The sequence below is a fragment of the Sporomusa sp. 246TCP1 genome (assembly GCF_057319775.1).
Window position 1 is genome coordinate 5,246,735 of sequence record NZ_CM170492.1, and the last position, 20,172, is coordinate 5,266,906.

At 45.3% G+C, this 20,172-nt stretch carries 21 protein-coding genes; 19 read left to right on the forward strand and 2 right to left on the reverse strand.

The window, feature by feature from the left end:
* Window positions 1–40: 40 nt before the first annotated feature.
* From pylB to AC1ECB_RS24800, 7 genes are all read left to right on the forward strand, one after another.
* Window positions 41–1,129, forward strand: a complete 1,089-nt coding sequence (gene pylB, locus AC1ECB_RS24770) for a methylornithine synthase PylB (RefSeq protein WP_485666286.1) — start codon at window positions 41–43, stop codon at window positions 1,127–1,129.
* Complete coding sequence (pylC, locus tag AC1ECB_RS24775; protein ID WP_485666287.1) at window positions 1,120–2,307, forward strand: 3-methylornithine--L-lysine ligase PylC; 1,188 nt, start codon at window positions 1,120–1,122, stop codon at window positions 2,305–2,307. Before pylB ends, pylC begins: the two co-directional genes overlap by 10 nt.
* Window positions 2,308–2,331: 24 nt before the next feature.
* The gene (gene pylD / locus AC1ECB_RS24780) at window positions 2,332–3,150 is read left to right on the forward strand and encodes a 3-methylornithyl-N6-L-lysine dehydrogenase PylD (RefSeq protein WP_485666288.1); all 819 of its coding nucleotides are present in this window, start codon (window positions 2,332–2,334) and stop codon (window positions 3,148–3,150) included.
* A 21-nt stretch (window positions 3,151–3,171) separates the two neighbouring features.
* Window positions 3,172–3,531 carry a pyrrolysine--tRNA(Pyl) ligase small subunit gene (gene pylSn / locus AC1ECB_RS24785; protein WP_021168472.1) on the forward strand — a complete coding sequence of 120 codons (360 nt, stop codon included), beginning with the start codon at window positions 3,172–3,174 and terminating at the stop codon, window positions 3,529–3,531.
* A 51-nt stretch (window positions 3,532–3,582) separates the two neighbouring features.
* A complete protein-coding gene (locus tag AC1ECB_RS24790; RefSeq protein WP_485666289.1) occupies window positions 3,583–4,935 on the forward strand; it encodes a uroporphyrinogen decarboxylase family protein in 1,353 nt (450 codons plus the stop codon).
* 81 nt (window positions 4,936–5,016) lie between these two features.
* Entirely contained in the window at window positions 5,017–5,955 is a 939-nt protein-coding gene (locus AC1ECB_RS24795) for a CobW family GTP-binding protein (protein WP_485666290.1), read from the forward strand.
* A gap of 11 nt (window positions 5,956–5,966) precedes the next feature.
* Window positions 5,967–6,428: a GNAT family N-acetyltransferase gene (locus AC1ECB_RS24800; RefSeq protein ID WP_485666291.1), complete on the forward strand. Its 462-nt coding sequence runs from the start codon at window positions 5,967–5,969 to the stop codon at window positions 6,426–6,428.
* Between the two features lie 22 nt (window positions 6,429–6,450).
* Here AC1ECB_RS24800 and AC1ECB_RS24805 read toward each other — a convergent pair whose 3' ends face one another.
* On the reverse strand, window positions 6,451–6,879 hold the full coding sequence (locus AC1ECB_RS24805) for an EamA family transporter (RefSeq protein WP_485666292.1): 429 nt from the start codon (window positions 6,877–6,879) through the stop codon (window positions 6,451–6,453).
* Window positions 6,880–7,162: 283 nt separating this feature from the next.
* Here AC1ECB_RS24805 and corA point away from each other — a divergent pair, with 283 nt between their 5' ends.
* The 12 genes from corA (at window position 7,163) to AC1ECB_RS24865 (ending at window position 19,731) form a co-directional block, all read left to right on the forward strand.
* Window positions 7,163–8,233, forward strand: a complete 1,071-nt coding sequence (gene corA, locus AC1ECB_RS24810; protein ID WP_485666293.1) for a magnesium/cobalt transporter CorA — start codon at window positions 7,163–7,165, stop codon at window positions 8,231–8,233.
* A gap of 207 nt (window positions 8,234–8,440) precedes the next feature.
* Window positions 8,441–9,304, forward strand: a complete 864-nt coding sequence (cpaB, locus tag AC1ECB_RS24815) for a Flp pilus assembly protein CpaB (protein WP_485666294.1) — start codon at window positions 8,441–8,443, stop codon at window positions 9,302–9,304.
* A 48-nt stretch (window positions 9,305–9,352) separates the two neighbouring features.
* Complete coding sequence (locus tag AC1ECB_RS24820) at window positions 9,353–10,582, forward strand: type II and III secretion system protein family protein (protein WP_485666295.1); 1,230 nt, start codon at window positions 9,353–9,355, stop codon at window positions 10,580–10,582.
* A gap of 5 nt (window positions 10,583–10,587) precedes the next feature.
* A complete protein-coding gene (locus tag AC1ECB_RS24825) occupies window positions 10,588–11,805 on the forward strand; it encodes a CpaE/TadZ family protein (protein WP_485666296.1) in 1,218 nt (405 codons plus the stop codon).
* A 15-nt stretch (window positions 11,806–11,820) separates the two neighbouring features.
* Complete coding sequence (locus tag AC1ECB_RS24830; RefSeq protein WP_485666297.1) at window positions 11,821–12,795, forward strand: type II secretion system F family protein; 975 nt, start codon at window positions 11,821–11,823, stop codon at window positions 12,793–12,795.
* Between the two features lie 108 nt (window positions 12,796–12,903).
* Window positions 12,904–14,037 carry a sensor histidine kinase gene (locus AC1ECB_RS24835; RefSeq protein ID WP_485666298.1) on the forward strand — a complete coding sequence of 378 codons (1,134 nt, stop codon included), beginning with the start codon at window positions 12,904–12,906 and terminating at the stop codon, window positions 14,035–14,037.
* Window positions 14,038–14,237: 200 nt separating this feature from the next.
* Entirely contained in the window at window positions 14,238–14,417 is a 180-nt protein-coding gene (locus AC1ECB_RS24840; protein ID WP_021168483.1) for a Flp family type IVb pilin, read from the forward strand.
* 132 nt (window positions 14,418–14,549) lie between these two features.
* On the forward strand, window positions 14,550–14,966 hold the full coding sequence (locus AC1ECB_RS24845) for a TadE/TadG family type IV pilus assembly protein (protein ID WP_485666299.1): 417 nt from the start codon (window positions 14,550–14,552) through the stop codon (window positions 14,964–14,966).
* Window positions 14,963–15,886: a pilus assembly protein TadG-related protein gene (locus AC1ECB_RS24850; RefSeq protein WP_485666300.1), complete on the forward strand. Its 924-nt coding sequence runs from the start codon at window positions 14,963–14,965 to the stop codon at window positions 15,884–15,886. Before AC1ECB_RS24845 ends, AC1ECB_RS24850 begins: the two co-directional genes overlap by 4 nt.
* 99 nt (window positions 15,887–15,985) lie before the next feature.
* Window positions 15,986–17,356, forward strand: a complete 1,371-nt coding sequence (locus AC1ECB_RS24855; protein ID WP_485666301.1) for a TadA family conjugal transfer-associated ATPase — start codon at window positions 15,986–15,988, stop codon at window positions 17,354–17,356.
* Window positions 17,357–17,440: 84 nt separating this feature from the next.
* Window positions 17,441–18,364 carry a type II secretion system F family protein gene (locus AC1ECB_RS24860; protein WP_485666302.1) on the forward strand — a complete coding sequence of 308 codons (924 nt, stop codon included), beginning with the start codon at window positions 17,441–17,443 and terminating at the stop codon, window positions 18,362–18,364.
* A gap of 206 nt (window positions 18,365–18,570) precedes the next feature.
* On the forward strand, window positions 18,571–19,731 hold the full coding sequence (locus tag AC1ECB_RS24865) for a M20 family metallopeptidase (protein ID WP_485666303.1): 1,161 nt from the start codon (window positions 18,571–18,573) through the stop codon (window positions 19,729–19,731).
* Window positions 19,732–19,831: 100 nt separating this feature from the next.
* On the opposite strand, the gene ppnP is transcribed toward AC1ECB_RS24865, so the two are convergent.
* Window positions 19,832–20,149 carry a pyrimidine/purine nucleoside phosphorylase gene (gene ppnP, locus AC1ECB_RS24870; RefSeq protein WP_485666304.1) on the reverse strand — a complete coding sequence of 106 codons (318 nt, stop codon included), beginning with the start codon at window positions 20,147–20,149 and terminating at the stop codon, window positions 19,832–19,834.
* Window positions 20,150–20,172 lie beyond the last annotated feature (23 nt).

The following is a 20,172-nucleotide window of genomic DNA, read 5'->3' on the forward strand; positions in this document are numbered from 1 at the left end:
AGGCGGTGCTTTGGTTGCCGGCTAGGGAGGATGCATTGCTATGAAACAACTAGATACTATTCTTGATAAAGCTGTTCAGCACAGCGCAATTACAACGCAAGACATGCTGTTTTTATTGCAGCTTACCCAACCTGCAGACAGGGAACAGCTGTACCGGGCCGCCAGACAACGTCGTCAGATTATTTTTGACAACAAAGTGTTCCTTTACGGTTTTGTTTATTTTTCAACTTATTGTCGCAATGACTGTACTTTTTGTTATTATCGCAAATCAAACAGTCACTGTCAGCGTTATCGCAAAACATCCCGTGAAATTGTGGATATTGCCGGTGCATTGGTGCAGTCGGGAGTCCATTTGATTGATTTGACAATGGGTGAAGATCCGCAGTATTTGTCAAACAATCAGGCTGGGCATCAACAGTTGATTGAAGTAGTAAAAATGGTCAAGCAGGCGACCAAGCTGCCGATTATGATTTCACCTGGTGTCGTTCCCCGCGAAGTGTTGCGCCGGCTGCAGCAGGCTGGAGCTGAGTGGTATGCCTGCTATCAGGAGACCCATAACCGTGAGTTGTACGGTAGATTGCGGCTTAATCAAGAATACGAGGAACGGTGGGGCATCAAAGTCTTTGCCAAAACGCTTGGTATGTTGGTTGAAGAGGGACTGCTTGTTGGTGTTGGCGACAACGCTCAGGACGCAGCTCATTCTTTGCGGGAAATGAACAAGCTTGGTGCTGATCAGGTTCGTACAATGAGTTTTGTACCGCAGCCGGGAACGCCATTGTATAAAACAACTGCAGTGAATTCGATATATGAACTCAATGTTATTGCGGTTATGCGTTTGTTGTTTCCCGACCGGTTAATACCGGCATCGCTGGATGTAGAAGGTATTCAGGGATTGAAGCAGCGTCTGGAGGCTGGCGCTAATGTAATTACTTCAATCATCCCGCCGGATGCCGGTTTAGCCGGGGTATCGCAGAGTACACTGGATATTTCGGAAGGCTACCGGACTGTCAGGGGAGTGACACCTATTTTACGGGAATGTGGTTTAGAACCAGCCACACAGCAAGAATATGCGCAGTGGCTTAACCGGCGGCTGGGATATGGGCTTAAGGAGGGCATGGTATGCGAGTAGCTGTATTAGGAGGAAAACTGCAGGGAGTCGAGGCCTGCTATCTTGCCCGGAAGGCTGGTTGGCAGGTAGCGCTTGTTGATAAAAATCCGGTAGCGCCGGCAACTAAATTATGTGATGATTTTTATTGCTTTGATCTTATGGATAATAGTAAATTAATGAATTTGTTGTCAACAGTACAATTTGTTGTACCAGCTCTGGAAGACAAGGTTGTACTTGATAACATTTACCAGTGTGCCAGACAGGTGGGCGTAAAGGTGGTTTATGATCAGCAGGCCTATGCGCTTTCTGCATCCAAGCTTGCATCTGACAAATTATTTGCCAAATTGAACGTGCCTGCACCCAAGCCCTGGCCCTTATGCGAGTTTCCAGTTACGGTAAAGCCGTCAGGTGCCAGCGGCAGTGAGGATGTGTATTTGATTAGGAATCGTCAGGAGCTGGAAGCACTGCGGCAACAGTTAGGTGGTTTTGCAGGCTGGGTGGTGCAGGAGTTTTTGGAGGGGCCTTCTTACTCCATTGAGGTTTCCGGCTGTAACGGAGAGTATCACACATTTCAAGTCACCGAGTTAGCCATGGACGAAGTGTATGATTGCAAGCGGGTTCTGGCACCAACCGTACTGTCTGCTGTTAAGGAGCAGGAGTTTTGTGAGATAGCATTAACCCTTGCCGGACAGTTACAACTAAACGGAATTATGGATGTGGAAGCCATCTACCACGACGGGCTGTTTAAAGTGCTGGAAATTGACGCCAGACTGCCTAGCCAGACGCTGACAGCAGTGTACAATTCGACGGGGATAAACGTATTGGAAGTGTTGTGGAATGGGTTCAATCCGAATAACCAAAAGAATTTGGCAAGCGTAGCCCAAGGCGTGATCTACGAACATATCAAGGTAACCCCGGAGCGGCTGGAAGTCTGTGGTGAACATATTATGGCTTCAGCTGGTCAGCTAACATTATACCAAAACTTTTTTGGCGCTACAGAGGCATTATCTAACTATAGTCCTGATAAACAGGAATGGGTGGCGACCTTGATTATTACGGCTGAGAACCGGCAGCAGGCCTGGGCGCAGCGTTGCCAGGTCATAACTACTATTATGAACCATACCCGGGTGAACCGGTATCATGACGAGGAACCGCCGGTACCTGTCAGGCAAGTGCTGCGTATCAACAAGGCTGTATAAGGAGTAACCACAGGAGGTGAGGTTTTGACAAGGCTGCGGGAAGAAGATATTTATTATGTTGGTCAGCGTTTAGAGAATTATGATTTGCAGTTATTCCAGCGTACGGGGAAGGGGTTGGCAGGTATTGCTGCCCATGCTTTGGGAAAAGTTCCTGAGGATTTTGCCGCTGTGCGACAGGGTATTTCCGTAGGGATTGTTCCGATTGCCTATGGGCAGGGCATAATCAATGGATTTTCTGAAACACTCCAGGATATTATTGAATTTTTGGGATTTTTTGCTTTTGTTACCGAATCACCCAATATTAGTGGTTTGGGCGAAGCCATAAGTCGTGGGGCTAAAATTATTTTTCTGGCAGATGATGATAAATTTGTTGCGCTCAATATAGCCAGTGGTAAGGTCAGCGACAATGGTGAGGCCACCGGGCGGGGATACGCGGCGGCACTGGCCTTGATGGCCGGTAGTGTGCAAGGTAACAAGGTGCTGGTTATTGGTGCAGGTCCGGTGGGTAGCGGGGCGGCATTCTATCTGGCACAGCAGGGGGCTCAAGTAGTAGTACATGATCCGGATTCTGAAAAGATAAGCCAACTAAGGGAACTTATACCAGGTATTCATGTAGCTCCCAAACTGGACACGGCATTAGCTGAGTGCAATTTAGTGCTTGAGGCTTCACCGGCTGAGGATACTATTATTCAACAATACATTACTGGTGCTACCCGTGTTGCCGCGCCGGGGATACCGCTGGGGTTAAACCCAAAGTGCCGCGAGCTGCTGGCTGAACATTTAGTTCACGATGTTTTAGAGATCGGAGTAGCGACTATGCTGTTTACGGCGTTAACAGAGTAATGCTAAAAGGAGGGAGTAGCTATGGCCAAGAGTGGGGTTATGCTTGTTAAAAATAATTCACCGGAAACGGCCAATAAAAAGAAAAAATACTATCGGAAGAATGTCGAATTTTTCAAGCTTATTGAGAAGATCAAGCTATGGCCGTCGCGAACAGGTATGCTCCATGGCATTAAATCCATTAAGATTACCGGGGAGATTGCGGAAATCATTACCCATTGTGACGAAAAATTTATTGTTTGGAATTCGCGTACCAGCAGGGCGGCCAGGTGGCTGCGCAATAAATGGTGTGTCTGTGCCTGCAAAAAATGCAAGATTCCGACTTGGAAGATTGAAAAGTACACAAGCACCATGATGACGCAAAAATGGGGCTCTAATCTATAAACAAAGGTCATGATGTTATAGGATAAATATTAATTTTTGGAGGATGAAATAATGAATGGCAAAGAGCGAGTATTAAAAACCCTGAGTTTTGAACCTGTTGATAGAACGCCGTGGGTTCCCTATGCTGGTGTCCAGACCGCCAATTTGATAGGCGTTGATGCCGAAACCTATTTAAAGGATGCTGATAACATTGTAAAAGGTATCATGAAGGCATATGAATTGTACCAGCCAGATGGGTTGCCAATTGTATTTGATGTGCAAATGGAGGCTGAAGCCTTAGGGTGTAAACTGAAATGGTCAAAAGATAATCCGCCAGCCGTAGATGTTCATGTGTTGGAACATAAGGAATTGTCGGAACTAACATTACCTACCGAGCAAGATGGCCGTTATCCGATTGCGTTAGAGGCCTCGCGCCGCCTGGTAGCTGAACTTGGTGATAAGGTTGCACTTTATGCACTTATTTGTGGACCATTTACCCTGGCGCTGCATTTAAAGGGAACCGACCTTTTTTCCGATATGATCAAGCGGCATGAAAAGGTCGATGAGGTAATGCAGTTTTGTACTACTGTATGTAAAGACCTGTCTCGGATGTATGCTGCAACCGGCGTTGATATCATTGCCGTTGTTGATCCCATGACTTCGCAGATTGCGCCCAAGCAATTCGACCGTTTCGTCAAGTCTTCTACGATCGAATTAAACCGCTATGTAAAATCGCTGGGCCTTAAGGTAACAAGCTTCTGCTGTGGTAATGCTACCAAGAATATTGAACTTATGTGCCAAACCGAGACTGATGGCATTGCTTTTGACGAAAACGTCAGTTTGGCCTATGCGAAAGAGATTGCCACTAAATATAAAGTATCGTATGGCGGTAATCTACCCTTAACGACTGTAATGATGTTTGGTTCGCCACTGGAAAATGTAGAGGAGGCTCGCAAAGAAATAGAGCTTGGCCAGGGCGTGGGCTATATTCTCTCCCCGGGTTGTGACATTCCGTTTGATACGCCGATAAACAACTTGGTGGCTATCTCCAACTTTATAAATGGCAAACCATCTTCATTGGAATTGCTGGAATCGGAGCAACAGTTCCATGAAGAAGACGAAGCCGTGTTTGAAGATGTTGAAATAAAGCCCGGCCAGGTGTTTATTGAGATTGTAACCCTGGATTCGGAAGGCTGTCCGCCATGCCAGTACATGTGCGAATCGGTGAAGAAGGTATTGCCTCGTTATGAAGGCCGGCTGACTTGGCGCGAATCGCTTGTGAAAACCCGGGCCGGTATCAAACGCATGGCTACCTTGGGAGTTAAGAATTTGCCTGCAATGCTGATTAATAATGAAGTAGTGTTTGATAATATTATTCCATCAGATAATGAATTAATTGAAGCCATTGAAAAACGGATTGGCTAATTATTGGATAGTTTCTACAGTGGCCTAGAGCTTGCTCTAGGCCACTGTGTTAAAACCGCAATATAATTAGGAGGCGCAGTTATGAACAGGAAACCGATAAAACTTTATTTACTCACTGGCTTTTTAGGGGCAGGCAAGACCACTTTTTTAAAACAAATTATTGCCAGTCTTGTCAATAATAAAATTGGCATTTTAATGAACGAATTTGGCAAAATCAGTGTTGATGGTGTTTTGCTCCAACAAAACGGGGTTGATATTTTGGAGATTAATAACGGTTCTGTGTTTTGCAGTTGTTTGAAAGGGGCTTTTATTGACGCGTTAATTACCTATTCAGAATTGCCAATTGAGTACTTATTTGTGGAGGCCTCGGGTATGGCTGATCCGTCAAGTATTGAGCACATACTCAATTCCATTATTGGTAAAGTAAAGGGGCAAAAGTATGACTATCAGGGAGCCATCTGCGTGGTGGATGCTCTAAATTTTTTAGATCAGGTTGATGTATTGTTGCCGATTGAAAGACAAATTGCCGCAAGTAGTTTTATTATGCTCAACAAAGTTGACTTGATAGATAACCAGGTTTTGTCAGAGGTAGAGCAAAAAATACGTAGTATTAATTCTGAGGCCGAACTCTTGAAAACTAAACATTGTGAGGGTGGTTTAGATTTTTTACAGCGAAAATTAAAGAATGTATCAGGTGCCGGCAGTGAGCAGTGTTGTAATACTCCTGCAAACAGACCTGTTGCGCATATTCTCAGTGTTGCAGGCAGCTTTGACAGAGAAAAATTTATGGGTTTTTTACAGTCTTTAGTGCCTTGGACGCTGCGAATAAAAGGGTTTTTCCTGCTAAACGATGGCTGGATGCAAGTTGATATGGTTGGTAGTCAAATAGATATTAAGCCAACAGATATAACTCGGACTGTATCAGAATTAGTTATTATTTCAGGCCAGGGGCTGCCAGCCTTACAAGAGATTTACATGAATTGGGACAAGAGCTTTGAGGTAGAGATGTCTTTAAACTAAAGGAAGATGAAATGATAATGACTTCAGAGGTACTAATTAGAAAAGCAGTAGCTGCCGATATTGACGCCATGCTTGAATTACTCAGACTACTATTCGCTATTGAGACGGACTTTGCGTTTGATAGCGATAGGCAGCGTTTAGGGTTAACGCTCTTACTGCAGGCGGAAAATACTGGCTGTATGGTGGTGGCGGAACGTGGGCAGCACGTTGTGGGCATGTGCACGGCGCAGTTGCTTGTGTCTACAGCGGAAGGCGGAATAAAAGCACTAATTGAAGATGTAGTAGTTGCTGAAAGCTGCCGGAGACAGGGAGTGGGTACACAACTGCTAATGGCAATTAAGCAGTGGGCCGCCCGCCAGGGGGCGAAACGCGTTGATTTGCTGGCCGACCGGCGTAATAACAGGGCGCTGGATTTTTATCAACGGTTAGGCTGGCTGGAGACAAAACTGGTCTGTTTGCAGAAGAAACTGTAGCTCAATCTACTTATAGCAAGTATTAATTCTTATTAATCATTACTAAGCCAATAATACAAACAATAAACCCGGAAATTTTCAGCCAATTTATTTGTTCGCCATAAATAACCATACCTATTGGTATTAAGGCTAGAGCTAACAAAATATTAGCTATTACAGAACAGGTGCTGATATCCCACCCGGCGCGAAAGGCCAAGAGGTAACCTATTTCAATGCCGAGCACCCCTAGTGCGAGTACGATTGTCGCCCAATTTATGCCACTGAAGGCTTTGACGAACCCGAAAGAGTCATCGCCGTAAAATGGAATACTTACTAGAGTTACTGTGCCTGCTATGACGTAAGTAATAAATAAGGAGGCAAACGGATTAACATCAGGATTAATTTCTTTTTGACAAATGTTATAAACAATATTTGAGATTACAATTAAACCAATGGAAGACCAATAATACATGCTACCACTCCTTGGAAAATAAAATAAAGATACCCCGTAAGTTAGACGCGGGACAAAAGGAGCTTATAACCAATAATCCCCTAAGTCTATTGGTTATAAGCTCCTTTGCTATTTAGCTGCCTTTTAAACAGTAATAATTTAATTTTTTACTAAAATAAATTATATCATTTTGGTTATAAAAAAACAACTAAACAATTCCAAGTGCTGAAATCGTAGCAAGAAGGGAAAATATGTAAGGAAGGAGAACGTCTTTCCTTACATATTTTTTTGCGAGGTGGGCATTATGCCGAAATTTACAAGAAATTTGTCCTCTAAGGTTGGCTTGCCGCCAGGTACATTGCTGCACGTCGGTGATACGCGCGCTGATAAGGCTTATATTAGTGTGGCGAATTATGATGGTATTGGTTTTACCGAAACAAAGGATGCTTTGCTGGGTGATTTGAAGAAGTTAGCCGATATGCAGGGCGTTACCTGGATACAGGTGCAGGGGCTTACTGCTAAAGCTGTTGAGGGAATTGGCCAGCAGTTTACTATCCATCCGCTGGTATTGGAAGATATACTGCACACGAATCAGCGGCCTAAGGTGGCGGACTATGGAGATTATTTATGTGTAATTGTTAAGTCGTTGACAGTAAAAGCTGAAACAGATGACTATGAGGCCGAACAGGTCAGCCTGATTCTGGGGCCAAACTATGTAATATCCTTTGTGGAAAGCCTGTTTGACGACAAGGATGTATTAGCTAGTGTTTATGAGCGTGTCAGGGGCGGGCGGGGTAAGATTTGTCGGCTGGGAGCCGATTATCTGTTTTATGCCTTACTTGATAGTATTGTAGATCATTATTTTTTAGTGTTGGAACTTTTGGGAGAGAAAATCGAGTTGCTGGAAAACCAGATTGCTAACCAGCCACGTCCCGAACTATTGCAGGAACTGCATGAACTTAAGCATGACATGCTATTTTTGCGGAAATCGGTATGGCCTGTTAGAGAGTTGGTGAGTGTACTGGAGCGGGGAGAGACGTCTCATATCAAGGAATCGACGGTTGTTTATATGCGCGATATATATGACCATGTGATTCAGGTCATCGAAACAGTGGAGATTTACCGGGATATGCTATCAGGTATGCTTGATATTTACCTATCCAGTGTCAGCAACCGTATGAGTGAGGTTATGAAAATGCTGACAATTATTTCAACTATTTTTATTCCACTTACCTTTATTGCCGGAGTTTATGGAATGAACTTTACGCATATGCCGGAACTGGAGTGGGAGTATGGTTATCCAATGATTGTATCCATTATGCTGGGTATAAGCTTGCTGATGGTGCGTTACTTTCGCAAAAAGCAGTGGTTATAGTGGGATAAAAGTCCCGGCTGGTAAGAGCTGCTTGACCTAAGTCCTAAAAAAAGATAGGAGAATCTCCTCGCTGGTTTTTGCGTTGATTTGGGTTTAAAATTTAAGTACAGAGTAAACACGCTAGCTAGTTTGCATTACTAATTTGCAGGTGGTAACTCTTGTATGAGTACTTAATTTTCCAGCATTGTACATGGCAGGAGGGATGATATGCTCAAGTATTCTAATAAAGGACTTTTAGTGATTGCAGTAGTTTTAAGTATGCTGACAACCGGGCTTGTGTATAGCTATCTGAAGAAAACGAGTGGTAATCTCCCAGCCGATACCGCAGCCGTGGTCGTAGCTAAGATGGATATTGGTGCTAAGACCAGAATTACTCCTGAGATGGTACAGGTAACTAAGGTTCCTATAGCCTACTTGCAGCCGGGTATTGTACAAGAGTCGAAAGAGGTCATTGGTATGTTGTCCAGGGAACCGATTATAGCTGGTGAGCAAATAACAGCACGTCGGCTACTTGGTGAAGGTAAGGCAGCTGGGTTTACCGGGTTGATTCCCGTGGATAAACGAGCGATAACTATCGGTGTTAATGAAGTAACTGGTGTGGCCGGATTTGTTAAAGCAGGCGATTATGTGGATGTGGTTGTCACTTTTGAAAAAAGTACGGTTGGTGACAATGTCAGCCACATGATGCTGCAGAATGTACTGGTATTAGCTGCTAACCGCGAAATCGAGGGGGGAACTGTTGAGACAAACAATACTACTTCCAAGGATAAAAAAGAGGTCATCAAAACAGCTACTGTTACGTTGGCGGTAACGCCTGACGAGGCAGCAAAACTTACTCTGTCAGAAGATAAGGGCAAAGTGCGCTTGACGCTTAGGCCATTCATGCAAAATGCCGGTGTTAGTATTACCGGCCCGGTTACGCCCCAAGACATTGTCGGTATACATAATAACTTATCAGTTCCCCGTCAGGAACCGACAGCACAAGCGCCGGCTCCACCGTCAACAGATAAGCAGGCCGGCGGTATTCAAATGATTCGGGGAACGAAAACTGAGGTTATAGCCATTCATTAGCTGTTAAAGTACCGGGAACGCAGGACTGGCAGAAAGGCAGGAATTTTGATGAATAAGCTGAAGCTATTTGTTGCTGTTGTTATTGTAATTGCTAGTATCTTGGCCAATGGCATGATGGTAGCTGCCGAGGAGAAAATGCCGGTAGCTGTTAACCAGTCCCGGGTCTTGCGCTTTAATGCCGTTGAACGGGTAGCGGTTGCCAACCCTGAGATTGCCGACGTAGTGGTTGTGTCTGGGATAGAGGTATTACTTGTTGGCAAGGCTCCGGGTTTAACAACCCTTCACATTTGGGCTGGTGGGGGTCGTTATAGTTATCTGGTCGAAGTCGGGGCAGCTGATATTACTATTGCCAATGACATTAAGAATATTTTGGGGTTGTCTGATATTACTGTAAGCAAAGTGAATAAGACAATTATTCTTGAGGGAACAGTCAATGACCAATATCAGAAAAACCGGGCTGAAAAAGTGGCATCAGCCTATGCGGATAAGGTAGTCAACCTCTTAGAAATAACCCATCCGGTGCAGGTGCGAATTGAGGCCAGGGTAGTGGAGATTAACCGGGAATCGGCGAAAAGCTTAGGAATTAAATGGTCGGGGAACGATGCAGGAACATCAGGCAACTTTTCCTTTGGACAGTCTTCCATAAACTCCCTGGCACCAAAGGCTTTTGGTAACTTAGGTACCTACAGCCCTGTCAATGCTCAGCTAGACGCTCTTGTCAAAAATGGCGTGGCCAAGATATTATCTCAGCCTAATATGATCACCTTGAGTGGTGATAAGGCCAATATTATGGTCGGGGGTCAAATCCCCGTACCTATTGGCCTCAATGATGGACGGATTTCGATAGAGTGGAAGGAGTACGGTATTAAACTTGACATTGCGCCTGAGGTAAATGCTGATAAACTTATACAAAGTAAGATAAAAGCAGAAGTGAGCACGCTTGACTGGACGGACGAACATAAAATTGAACTTGGTTTAGGTATGAAGATTCCGCCGATAAAACTGCGTAAGGCCGAAACCGCCATTGCCATGTCCTCCGGACAAACCATGGCTATTGGTGGCCTGATTTCCAGTGAGGTTACCAAAGATGTGTATAAGCTGCCGCTCTTGGGTGATATTCCGATTCTTGGTAATCTTTTTAAGAGTACCTCATTTAGCCGGGGGGAGACGGAAGTAATCATATTTATTACGCCAACGATTGTGAATCCTGACGAATACATCCCGGCACAAACTTCGGAAATGCAAGCATTTGCTAAAGAAAACCCATTTAGGGGGTAAGTTTGATGAGTGAAAAAATAACAATTTTTATTGCTGACGATATTGCGGCTACAAGGGAAAATATTTGCAAACTGCTAGAGTTTGAGCCTGACCTGGTGGTTGTTGGTCAGGCTGAATCTGGTGCTGAGGCTGTGGAAAAGGTAAAGATTATGCAGCCTGATGTTATTCTCATGGATATTAATATGCCAGGTATGGATGGCATAACAGCTACTGAGCAAATTGCCGCTGAGGTGCCTAATGCCTGCATTCTAATTATGAGTGTGCAGGGTGAACAGGAATATCTGCGGCGGGCTATGGTGGCTGGTGCCAAAGACTATCTGGTTAAGCCCTTTAGTGGCGATGAACTTCTCCAGGCTATTAAGCAGGGGGTTGTCAATGAAAAAAAACGCCGCAACGTACTTAAATTTGAGCCAAAACCACAGGTTCAGGGTAAAATTATCACAGTATTTAGCACCAAAGGTGGTATTGGCAAGACAACGATTGCGACAAACCTGGCGGTAGCCCTGGCAGAAATAACAGAAACCAATGTGGGGATCGTTGATGCTGATTTGCAGTTTGGTGATGTGGCATTATTTTTAAATCTTGTACCTTGTGCAACTATTGCTGATTTGGTGCGTGATATCGACAACCTGGATAATCATGTGCTATCAGGCTATCTGACGCACTATAGCGACAATGTCAAGCTATTGCCGGCACCGGTACGCCCCGAACAGGGAGAAACGGTGACAGGCAGTCACTTGTCACCTATTCTTAAGACCATGCGTTCCAATTTCAAATATACGATAATTGATACCGCCCCTACTTTTTCTGATAGTATGCTCGCTGTGCTTGATGCCTCAGATATTGTTTTAGTAGTGGCTGCGATGGACTTACCCACAATAAAAAATGTTAAGTTGTGTTTAGAAATTATGGAGTCCCTGAACTATGGGCAAGATAAAGTCAAGGTGGTGCTAAACAGAGCCGATACGAATGCTGATATTAGCATTGATGAAGTGGAAGCCAGTTTGCATTATAAGTTTTCGGCGTTAATTCCCAGTGATGGCAAAGTAGTGGTTTCTTCAGTAAATAGAGGTGTCCCTTTTGTTGTTAGTCATCCCGGAATACCAGTAGCGCAGAGCATCTTTGAATTAGCCCAATTGGTTACTGGCGGTGACTGGCAAAAGAAAAGGCAAGAACAGCCTGCAACAGGGGTTGTAGGGCGCTTTAAACGTCTATTTGGCTAGAGAGGGGATAGAGACATGCTGCTTATAATCGGGTTTGTGCTGTTTCTTAACCTATTGGTTATTTGTCTGATTTTTTTTCGTTGGCAGAGCCATAATAAGATGGCTATCGGCCAACGAATGGAACAATATCTTGTGCCGGCTACTCTGATAAAAACGGTTGAAGATAAGGCGGGCACCACATGTCAGCTTAGCGGCTGGCGGGCAATCATCAGAGGGGTGGGGCAGCAGCTTGCATCATCTGACGGTTCTTGGACAAGGCGAATGGAACATCGGCTTGTTCAGGCTGGCTTGCCATTAAAGGGTCAGGAATTTTTAGTTATCTGCCTGGGAACCGCCGTAGCTAGCGCCCTGTTGTTTATGTTGATAGGCGGTTTGCCGGGGGTGGTATTTGGTGGTATTTGCGGCTATGGCCTGCCGTTCCTGTTTTTAAAAATAAAAATTAAACGGCGGGCCACAGCCTTTAACGATCAGCTCGGTGATGCGCTAATTCTGATTGCCAATGCACTTCGGACAGGTTACAGCTTTATGCAGGCTATTGAGATGATAGCCCGTGAGATGCTGCCGCCAATTTCGGTTGAGTTCGGCCGGACCCTGAAGGAAATGAATTTAGGTGTACCTACGGAAGAAGCAATGACCAATATGGCGAGAAGGGTGAACAGTGATGACCTTGATTTAGTTATTACCGTAATATTAATTCAGCGGCAAGTAGGTGGAAATTTGGCAGAAGTGCTTGATAATATTGCCGGTACTATCCGCGAGCGGATACGTATTAAAGGTGAAATTAAGACGCTGACAGCTCAGGGGCGGATGTCAGGGATTATTGTTAGTCTGCTGCCGGTAGCCTTACTGGTGGCTCTTAAAATGGTTAATCCCGGCTATGTTGATCTGCTGTTTACTCACCCGACCGGTCAAGTCATGCTTGGGGTAGCTGTTTTAGGGCAGGTGCTGGGTATGGTGACCATTCAAAAAATCGTCAATATTGATATCTGAAACAGAGGGGGATATTTCCACCCTCTGTTGGTGTTTATTTTTAGCAGGATATGCGGTTACTATGGCGAATTTTGCTTTATAGCATTTGAAAGCAAGAGTGGTGAATGAATGAAAAACCTTGATGTAAAAATTCTCGACAAGATTGTCAAAACGACTATTGCAACTGTTGAAAAAAGTAAAACCCAAATATTTGATATATATGAAGCGGCAAAAGTTGAAATGGAGAAGGTCAGGCGGGATGTTGAGCGCATAAAAACGGAAACAGCAGATGCTATCTTTAAAGTAGACGAGTTTGAAAAAAAAGAACGTCGCTCCCGCCTCAGATTGATGGAGGTTAGCCGCAATTTCCGGAAATATGCGGAGGCGGATATCAAAGCAGCCTATGAGGATACCAGCAATGTTCAGCTTGAACTGGCTATGGCCAAGTTGCAGGAGCAAAATTTGCGCCGTCAGCGCGACGACTTGGAACTGCGGCTTAAAGCACTAAAAAATACAGTAGAAAAGGCCGAAAGTTTGGTTTCTCAGGTTGGTGCCGTTTTGGGATATTTAGGCAATCAAATGGGGTCGGTTGTGACCCAGATTGAGACGCTCCAGGCCAGTCAGATTTTTGGGGCCAAAATTATTCGTGCCCAGGAAGAAGAACGGCGGCGGGTGGCCCGGGAAATCCATGATGGCCCGGCTCAGGCTATGGCCAATATTGTTTTTCGGGCAGAAGTATGCGAACGTCTGGTAGATGTGGATCTGGACCGGGCTAAAAATGAGCTTAAGGATCTACGCGAGCAAGTACGTGTGGCTTTGCGGGAGACCCGGACCATTATTTTTGACCTCAGACCCATGACACTTGATGATTTAGGATTAGTGCCAACCATCAGGCGGGTACTGGAAACAATAAAAGAGCGCTGCGGTATTTTTTTTGAAGTTAAGGTACTGGGTGAGGAGAAGCGTTTGGATACCCATGTTGAGATTGGCCTGTTCCGCATTATCCAGGAGGCCCTCAACAACGTCGAAAAGCATTCTAAAGCTACCAACGTCTGGGTACGTATTGACTTTCGGCCAAGTGTGGTTTCAGCAGTAGTTGAAGATGACGGGCAGGGGTTTGACACGGCCAGTGCCAGCGGCAATGAGAGCTTTGGCCTGATGGGGATGCGGGAGCGGATTAATCTATTAGGCGGCGAACTTACGATAAAATCGGAGATCGGTAAAGGCACCTTGGTTTTTGTTACAGTACCACTTACGAAATAGGAATAACGGCCTGGGCTAGGACTTTTCACGTTGATTTGTCCGGGACTTACTGCCTACCAAAAGCCCAGCCGGAATAAGCCGTGATACCTAATGAAAATGAGACTAGCGGACGATGTTGTCATATCTTCTTACTGATATAATGAAATCAGAACCGAAGAGACTACTTTAATGAAATAAATAAAAAGTAGGAGGTATGGAAAATGTTGAGAATGTATTGGAAAATGTTTGCGGCCCGTTACTTGAATGAGAAAGGTCAAGGTATGGTAGAGTATGGACTTATTCTGGCGTTGGTTGCTGTAGGATGTATATTGGCCTTTACTAATCTGGGTACCGCGATTGGTGGTAAGCTTACTGACGCTACTACCGAACTCAACAAATAACATTGTTTAACCAGTAGTTAGCAAGCCGAATTTTATAATTATAGTAAATACAGTATAGGGCCTATCGATTCATTAACCTCCTGACTTCCTTGGTCGGAGGTTAATTCTTTACATTTGTCAGGGGTGATAAATATGAATACTGCCCGTCATTTAAAACAAAACCATGGTCAGGCCATGGTCGAGACCGCCCTTATTTTACCGGTTATCTTGCTAATTCTATTTGCCATCTTAGAGTTTGGAATGGTATTGAATCAGTATCTGGTACTGACGGCAGCCGCCCGGGAAGGTGCGCGAACTGCGGCGGTAAGTGATGATACTGCCGCACGAATTGCCGTTGCTGAGGCTGTTGCCAGCATTAGTAATGTTGGTCTGCAAGTCAACATTACCTATCCAGGTGACAAACGCGAGCAGGGTAAATCAGTCACTGTGACTGTCAGTAAACCGATTGAAGTAACGACACCTGTAATTAAGAACATTATTGTTAGTGCTTTTGCTCCGGACGCTCCGGTACTTACCGGGCGATCGGTGATGCGGGTGGAGCTGCCATGAGGATATTTGTTACTAATCAAAAAGGCTCGATAACAGTATTGACTGTTTTGGCGATTACTGTCCTGCTTGGTTTTGCCGCCCTTGTTGTGGATGTCGGATTTTTATATGTAAATAGGGCTGAACTTGTTAACATGGCTGATGCTGCTGCTTTAGCCGGGGTCCAGGATCTGCCGGGTGATACTGCTCAGGCCGAGGCCAGTGGCAGAGAATACGCCGTCCAAAACGGTCAATCCAGCGATGTGGTCGAGGTCGCTGTTCCTACAAACAAGGCGGTTGCTGTTACCGTCAAACGGACAGTCAACATGACATTTGCCAAAGTAATTGGTCTGAACTCAGTCGATGTCCGGGCCAAATCTGCCGCCGTTTTGAGACCCATCAGTGGTGTTATTGGAGTGGTGCCATTCGGGGTAGTTTGGCAGGAGTTTGTTTACGGCACGACTTATGCTCTGAAAGTCGGTGCTGGTGATGGCTACGCCGGCAACTACGATGCGTTGGCTCTGGGTGGTACCGGTTCACGTACTTATACCGATAATATTAAATTTGGCTATGATGCCAAATTGTCAATAGGCCAATGGGTATCAACCGAAACCGGTAATATGTCAGGTGGTACCAGTGAAGGCGTCAACTACCGCATAGGTCTTGATCCTTATGCCACCTTTAATACGGTAGAGGCAGGCTCGCCACGGATAGTAATTGTGCCATTGATTGAATCAATTACCAACGATACAGGCCGGCATGATGTTAAGATTGTTGGTTTTGCCGGTTTTTTCCTGGAGGGAGTAGCTGGATCAGGAAATGAAAATCTTGTAAGCGGCAAGTTCATGCAGACTGTAATCGCCGGTGAAACGTCTGGTACTGCGACCGATTACGGCGTGTATAGTGCGGCACTTGTTCCTTATGAGTCAGTAGCGGCCAACTAGCGGCGCAGCGAACAAGGCACCAACTGACGCGGCAACCACGATTCATGGCTCATATTGTTGTCGAATTACGTTATCAGCCATAAGGCAGGGAGGAACAAGATGTCGCTATTAAAACGCTTGGAAGAAGCTCAGATAAAACAGGAGCAGCCATCCAAAGGCGTGGAAAAGCCCAAAATGGCAGCACCACTAAAAACCGATCCCTATCAAAGCCTAAAAGGCAAGATTCACCAAAAAATAGTTGAGGAAATGAGTCAGGAAGAAAGTAAGGTTCTTGTTGATAAAAATGCTGATCGCAAAATGCTTGAAGAGGTGGTCGCCCGTATTGCTACTGTGGCGATGGATGAAGAAACGGTACCGGTACCCAGAAGCGAGCGCTCGCGGATCATTGCGGAAATTGTTGATGAGGTTTTAGGTTATGGGCCGATCGATCCGCTGCTAAAAGATGATTCAATCTCGGAAGTTATGGTCAATAGTCCTACCCAAGTCTATGTTGAACGCAAAGGAAAACTAATGCTTAGCGATGTACGGTTTCGCGATGACGTTCATGTTATGCATATTATCGAAAAAATTGTGGCGCCAATCGGCCGCCGCATTGATGAGAGCTCACCAATGGTGGATGCCCGGCTGCCGGACGGCTCGCGGGTTAATGCCATTATTCCGCCACTGGCCTTAAAGGGGCCATGTCTTACGATCCGAAAGTTTGCCAAAAATCCGTTAATGATCAATGACCTTATCGGCTTCGGTACGCTGAACCAGGAAATGGGCGAATTTCTGCGGGCGTGTGTTGAGGGTAAACTTAACATTGTAGTATCAGGCGGTACCGGCTCAGGCAAAACAACTACTCTAAACATCCTTTCATCCTTTATTCCCCATGATGAACGGATTGTCACGATTGAGGATGCTGCTGAACTACAACTGCGGCAGGAGCATGTCGTTACCCTGGAAACCCGACCGGCCAATGTCGAGGGAAAAGGTGCCATTACTATGCGCGATCTTGTTCGCAACAGTCTCAGGATGCGTCCTGACCGCATTGTTGTTGGCGAAGTCCGGAGTGGGGAAGCGCTTGATATGCTGCAGGCTATGAATACCGGTCATGACGGTTCGTTAACTACCGGTCATGCTAATTCACCGCGTGATATGCTCAGCCGCTTGGAAACTATGGTGCTCATGGCCGGTATGGATTTGCCGGTCAGAGCCATTAGAGAACAGATTGCGTCAGCCGTAGACCTTGTTCTTCAACAGTCGCGCCTGCAGGACGGCAGCCGGCGAATTACTCATTTGACCGAAGTACAAGGCATGGAGGGTGATGTCATTACGTTGCAGGATATTTTTATATTTGAACAAACAGGCCGGGATGAGAAGGGGAAAATTACCGGGCATTTCAAACCAACAGGAATTCGGCCAAAATTCTTAGAAAAACTAGCGGCGAATGGCATCCAGCTGCCGAATGAGACCTTCTGGCCCAAGTAAAGAAGCGGTATTAAAGTAGTCTGCAGGCACAGGTTGATAGTGTAGCGCAAGATAGTAACGCATCATATAAAGGAGGAACGAACTATGTTTATTGCAATCATAGCATTAACCTTCATAACGGCATTTGTATTCCTATATCTGGTGCTTCACACCTTTATACCGCTTACCGGCCCGGTTGAGATGCGACTTAAGGCGCTAGACAGCATGGTATCAGGACGAACTGACATTGATGACGAACTGGCAAAACCATTTAGGCAGCGTATTCTGGCCCCGCTAAGCGGCGATATGGCAACAGTCCTGACAAAGCTTACACCCAAGGCAGTGCGCGCCAACATTGAGCAAAAACTGATTAGGGCCGGTGGTTTTGCCAAATTGACCAGTGATGAGTTTCTCCTGGTGATGGGCTTTTTGGCTTTGGCTTTGCCTGTCATTGCCGGTACACTGGGGGTACTTGCCGGCATAGCCGGCAGCAAGGTAATTGGCGTTATGCTCATGGCTTTCTTGGTCAGTCAATTACTGCCGTTTTTGCTTTTAAACTATAAAATTGCCAAACGCAAAGTAAGCATTCAAAAGGATTTGCCAGATGTATTAGACCTCTTAACAGTCAGTGTGGAAGCGGGGTTAGGGTTTGACGGGGCACTGGCCAAACTGGCGGAAAAAATGAAAGGTGCACTTGTGGATGAGTTCAACCGGGTATTACAGGAAATCCGTATGGGTATAGCAAGACGCGAGGCGCTGGTTGCTATGGGTACACGCTGTGAAGTTCCCGATCTCTCGCTGTTTACCACTTCGTTAGTGCAAGCCGACCAGTTAGGGGTTAGCATTGGCAATGTTCTCAGAGTACAGTCAGCATCCATGCGGCAAAAACGCCGACAGCGAGCCGAAGAGCAAGCTATGAAGGCGCCGATCAAAATGCTGTTGCCACTGGTGTTGTTTATTTTTCCCTCTTTATTTGTGGTTCTCTTAGGGCCGGCTGCTATTTTGATGTTCAATAGTCTGCTAAAGTGAGCCTTGTTGTAACTAATATTATCCGAAATGAATTACTGGTTTTGGCAATAATGTCAAGCTATAGTTACCGTAAAAATCCTGCAAAGTAGCAAGCTTTGCAGGATTTAAAAATTTTTATGTTATGAAATATATCGTGTTATTTAGTATAATAGAAACACCATTAATGAAATAGGGTCTGTTCTAAAATATACTAGGAGCTGACATGAATGAAGACTCAAATCATTCAAGAAATTGATCATCTGCAAGATGTCTTGTTTTCCCTTAGCGATTCTATCGGTCACAATCCTGAGATAGGCATGCAGGAATTTCAATCTGCTGCCAAACTCACCGGATTGTTACGAGAACATGGTTTTACGGTTGAAATGAATATTTGCGGTTATGAAACGGCATTTAAGGCAGTCTATGACTCAGGGAAAACCGGTCCGACGATTGCTTTTTTTGCCGAATATGATGCCTTGCCGGAGATTGGGCATGGTTGTGGTCATAATATGATAGGCGTTATGGCTGTCGGCGCCGGAATTGGTCTGAGTAAGGTGCTTGCCGCCGGACGGGTAACCGTTTGGGGAACACCGGCAGAGGAAACAATGGGCGCTAAGGTGGCTATGGCCCGCGATGGAGTTTTGGCTGAGGTTGATGCGGCAATACTTGTTCATCCTCATAATAAAACTTATGCCAGCGGCGTATCACTGGCAATGGATGCTTTGCAGTTTGAGTTTAAGGGACAGACTAGCCATGCCGCTTCTGCGCCGGAAAAAGGCATTAATGCTTTAGATGCCGTTATTCAAACCTTTAATGCTACGAATGCTCTGCGCCAGCATGTTGCATCTGATGTGCGGATTCACGGGATTATAACTAAAGGCGGGGTAGCGGCTAATGTTGTGCCAGACCATGCTATTGCCCAATTTTATGTGCGGGCGAGAAGACGAAAGGCCTTGGATGAAGTTGTGAAAAAGGTGAAAAATTGTGCGCAGGCAGCCGCACTGGCTACTGGTGCGGAATTAATCATCAGCAACTATCAACTTTCCTATGATGATATGAATACGAATCAGAAATTGTCTGAAGCTTTTAATTCAAATCTGCGGGCGGTGGGAGAAACCAATATTAATCCGCCGGCAGAGACCTTTGGTTCTATTGATATGGGCAATGTGAGTAGTGTTGTACCGGCTATTCACCCTTATATAGGTATTGGCGATGAAACCTTAGTAGGCCATACTGCGAAAATGGCGGCAGCTACTTTTACGCCTGCTGCGCATCAGGCTCTATTGCGCGCAGCTAAAGCTATGGCGTTAACTGGTTATGACCTAATTACGAAAGCCGGCTTGCTGGCGGAGATCAAAAAGGAATTTTGCCAGAGTCTGATTCATTAACGTATTGTATTTAAGTTAGCAACATAGGGCTGTGGAAAACTTAGAAATAAGTTTTCCACAGCCCCCACTTTATAACAACATGCAAGCCGGGTATAGTTTGCTAGTTCTCAATATAGGAACAGCAGTAATCTGCTACTAGTAGTACTTTGAGTTTGAAGCGTGATTCAGCCGGGACCTGGAAGCTATCTCCGGTTTTATATGTAAGCCAGTCGCTCTGTCCTGGTAACAATACCAGCAGTTCACCTGCTAAAATTTCCATAATCTCGGCTGCCGCTGTACCAAATTCATATTCACCTGGGAGCATGATTCCTAGAGTCTTTCTACTGCCATCGGCAAAAATCACCGTACGGCTGGTTACTTTTCCTTTGAAATATACATTAGCTTTTTTAACAATAGATACCTTTTCAAATTGTTCCATAATGACGAAGCCTCCTGATAAAA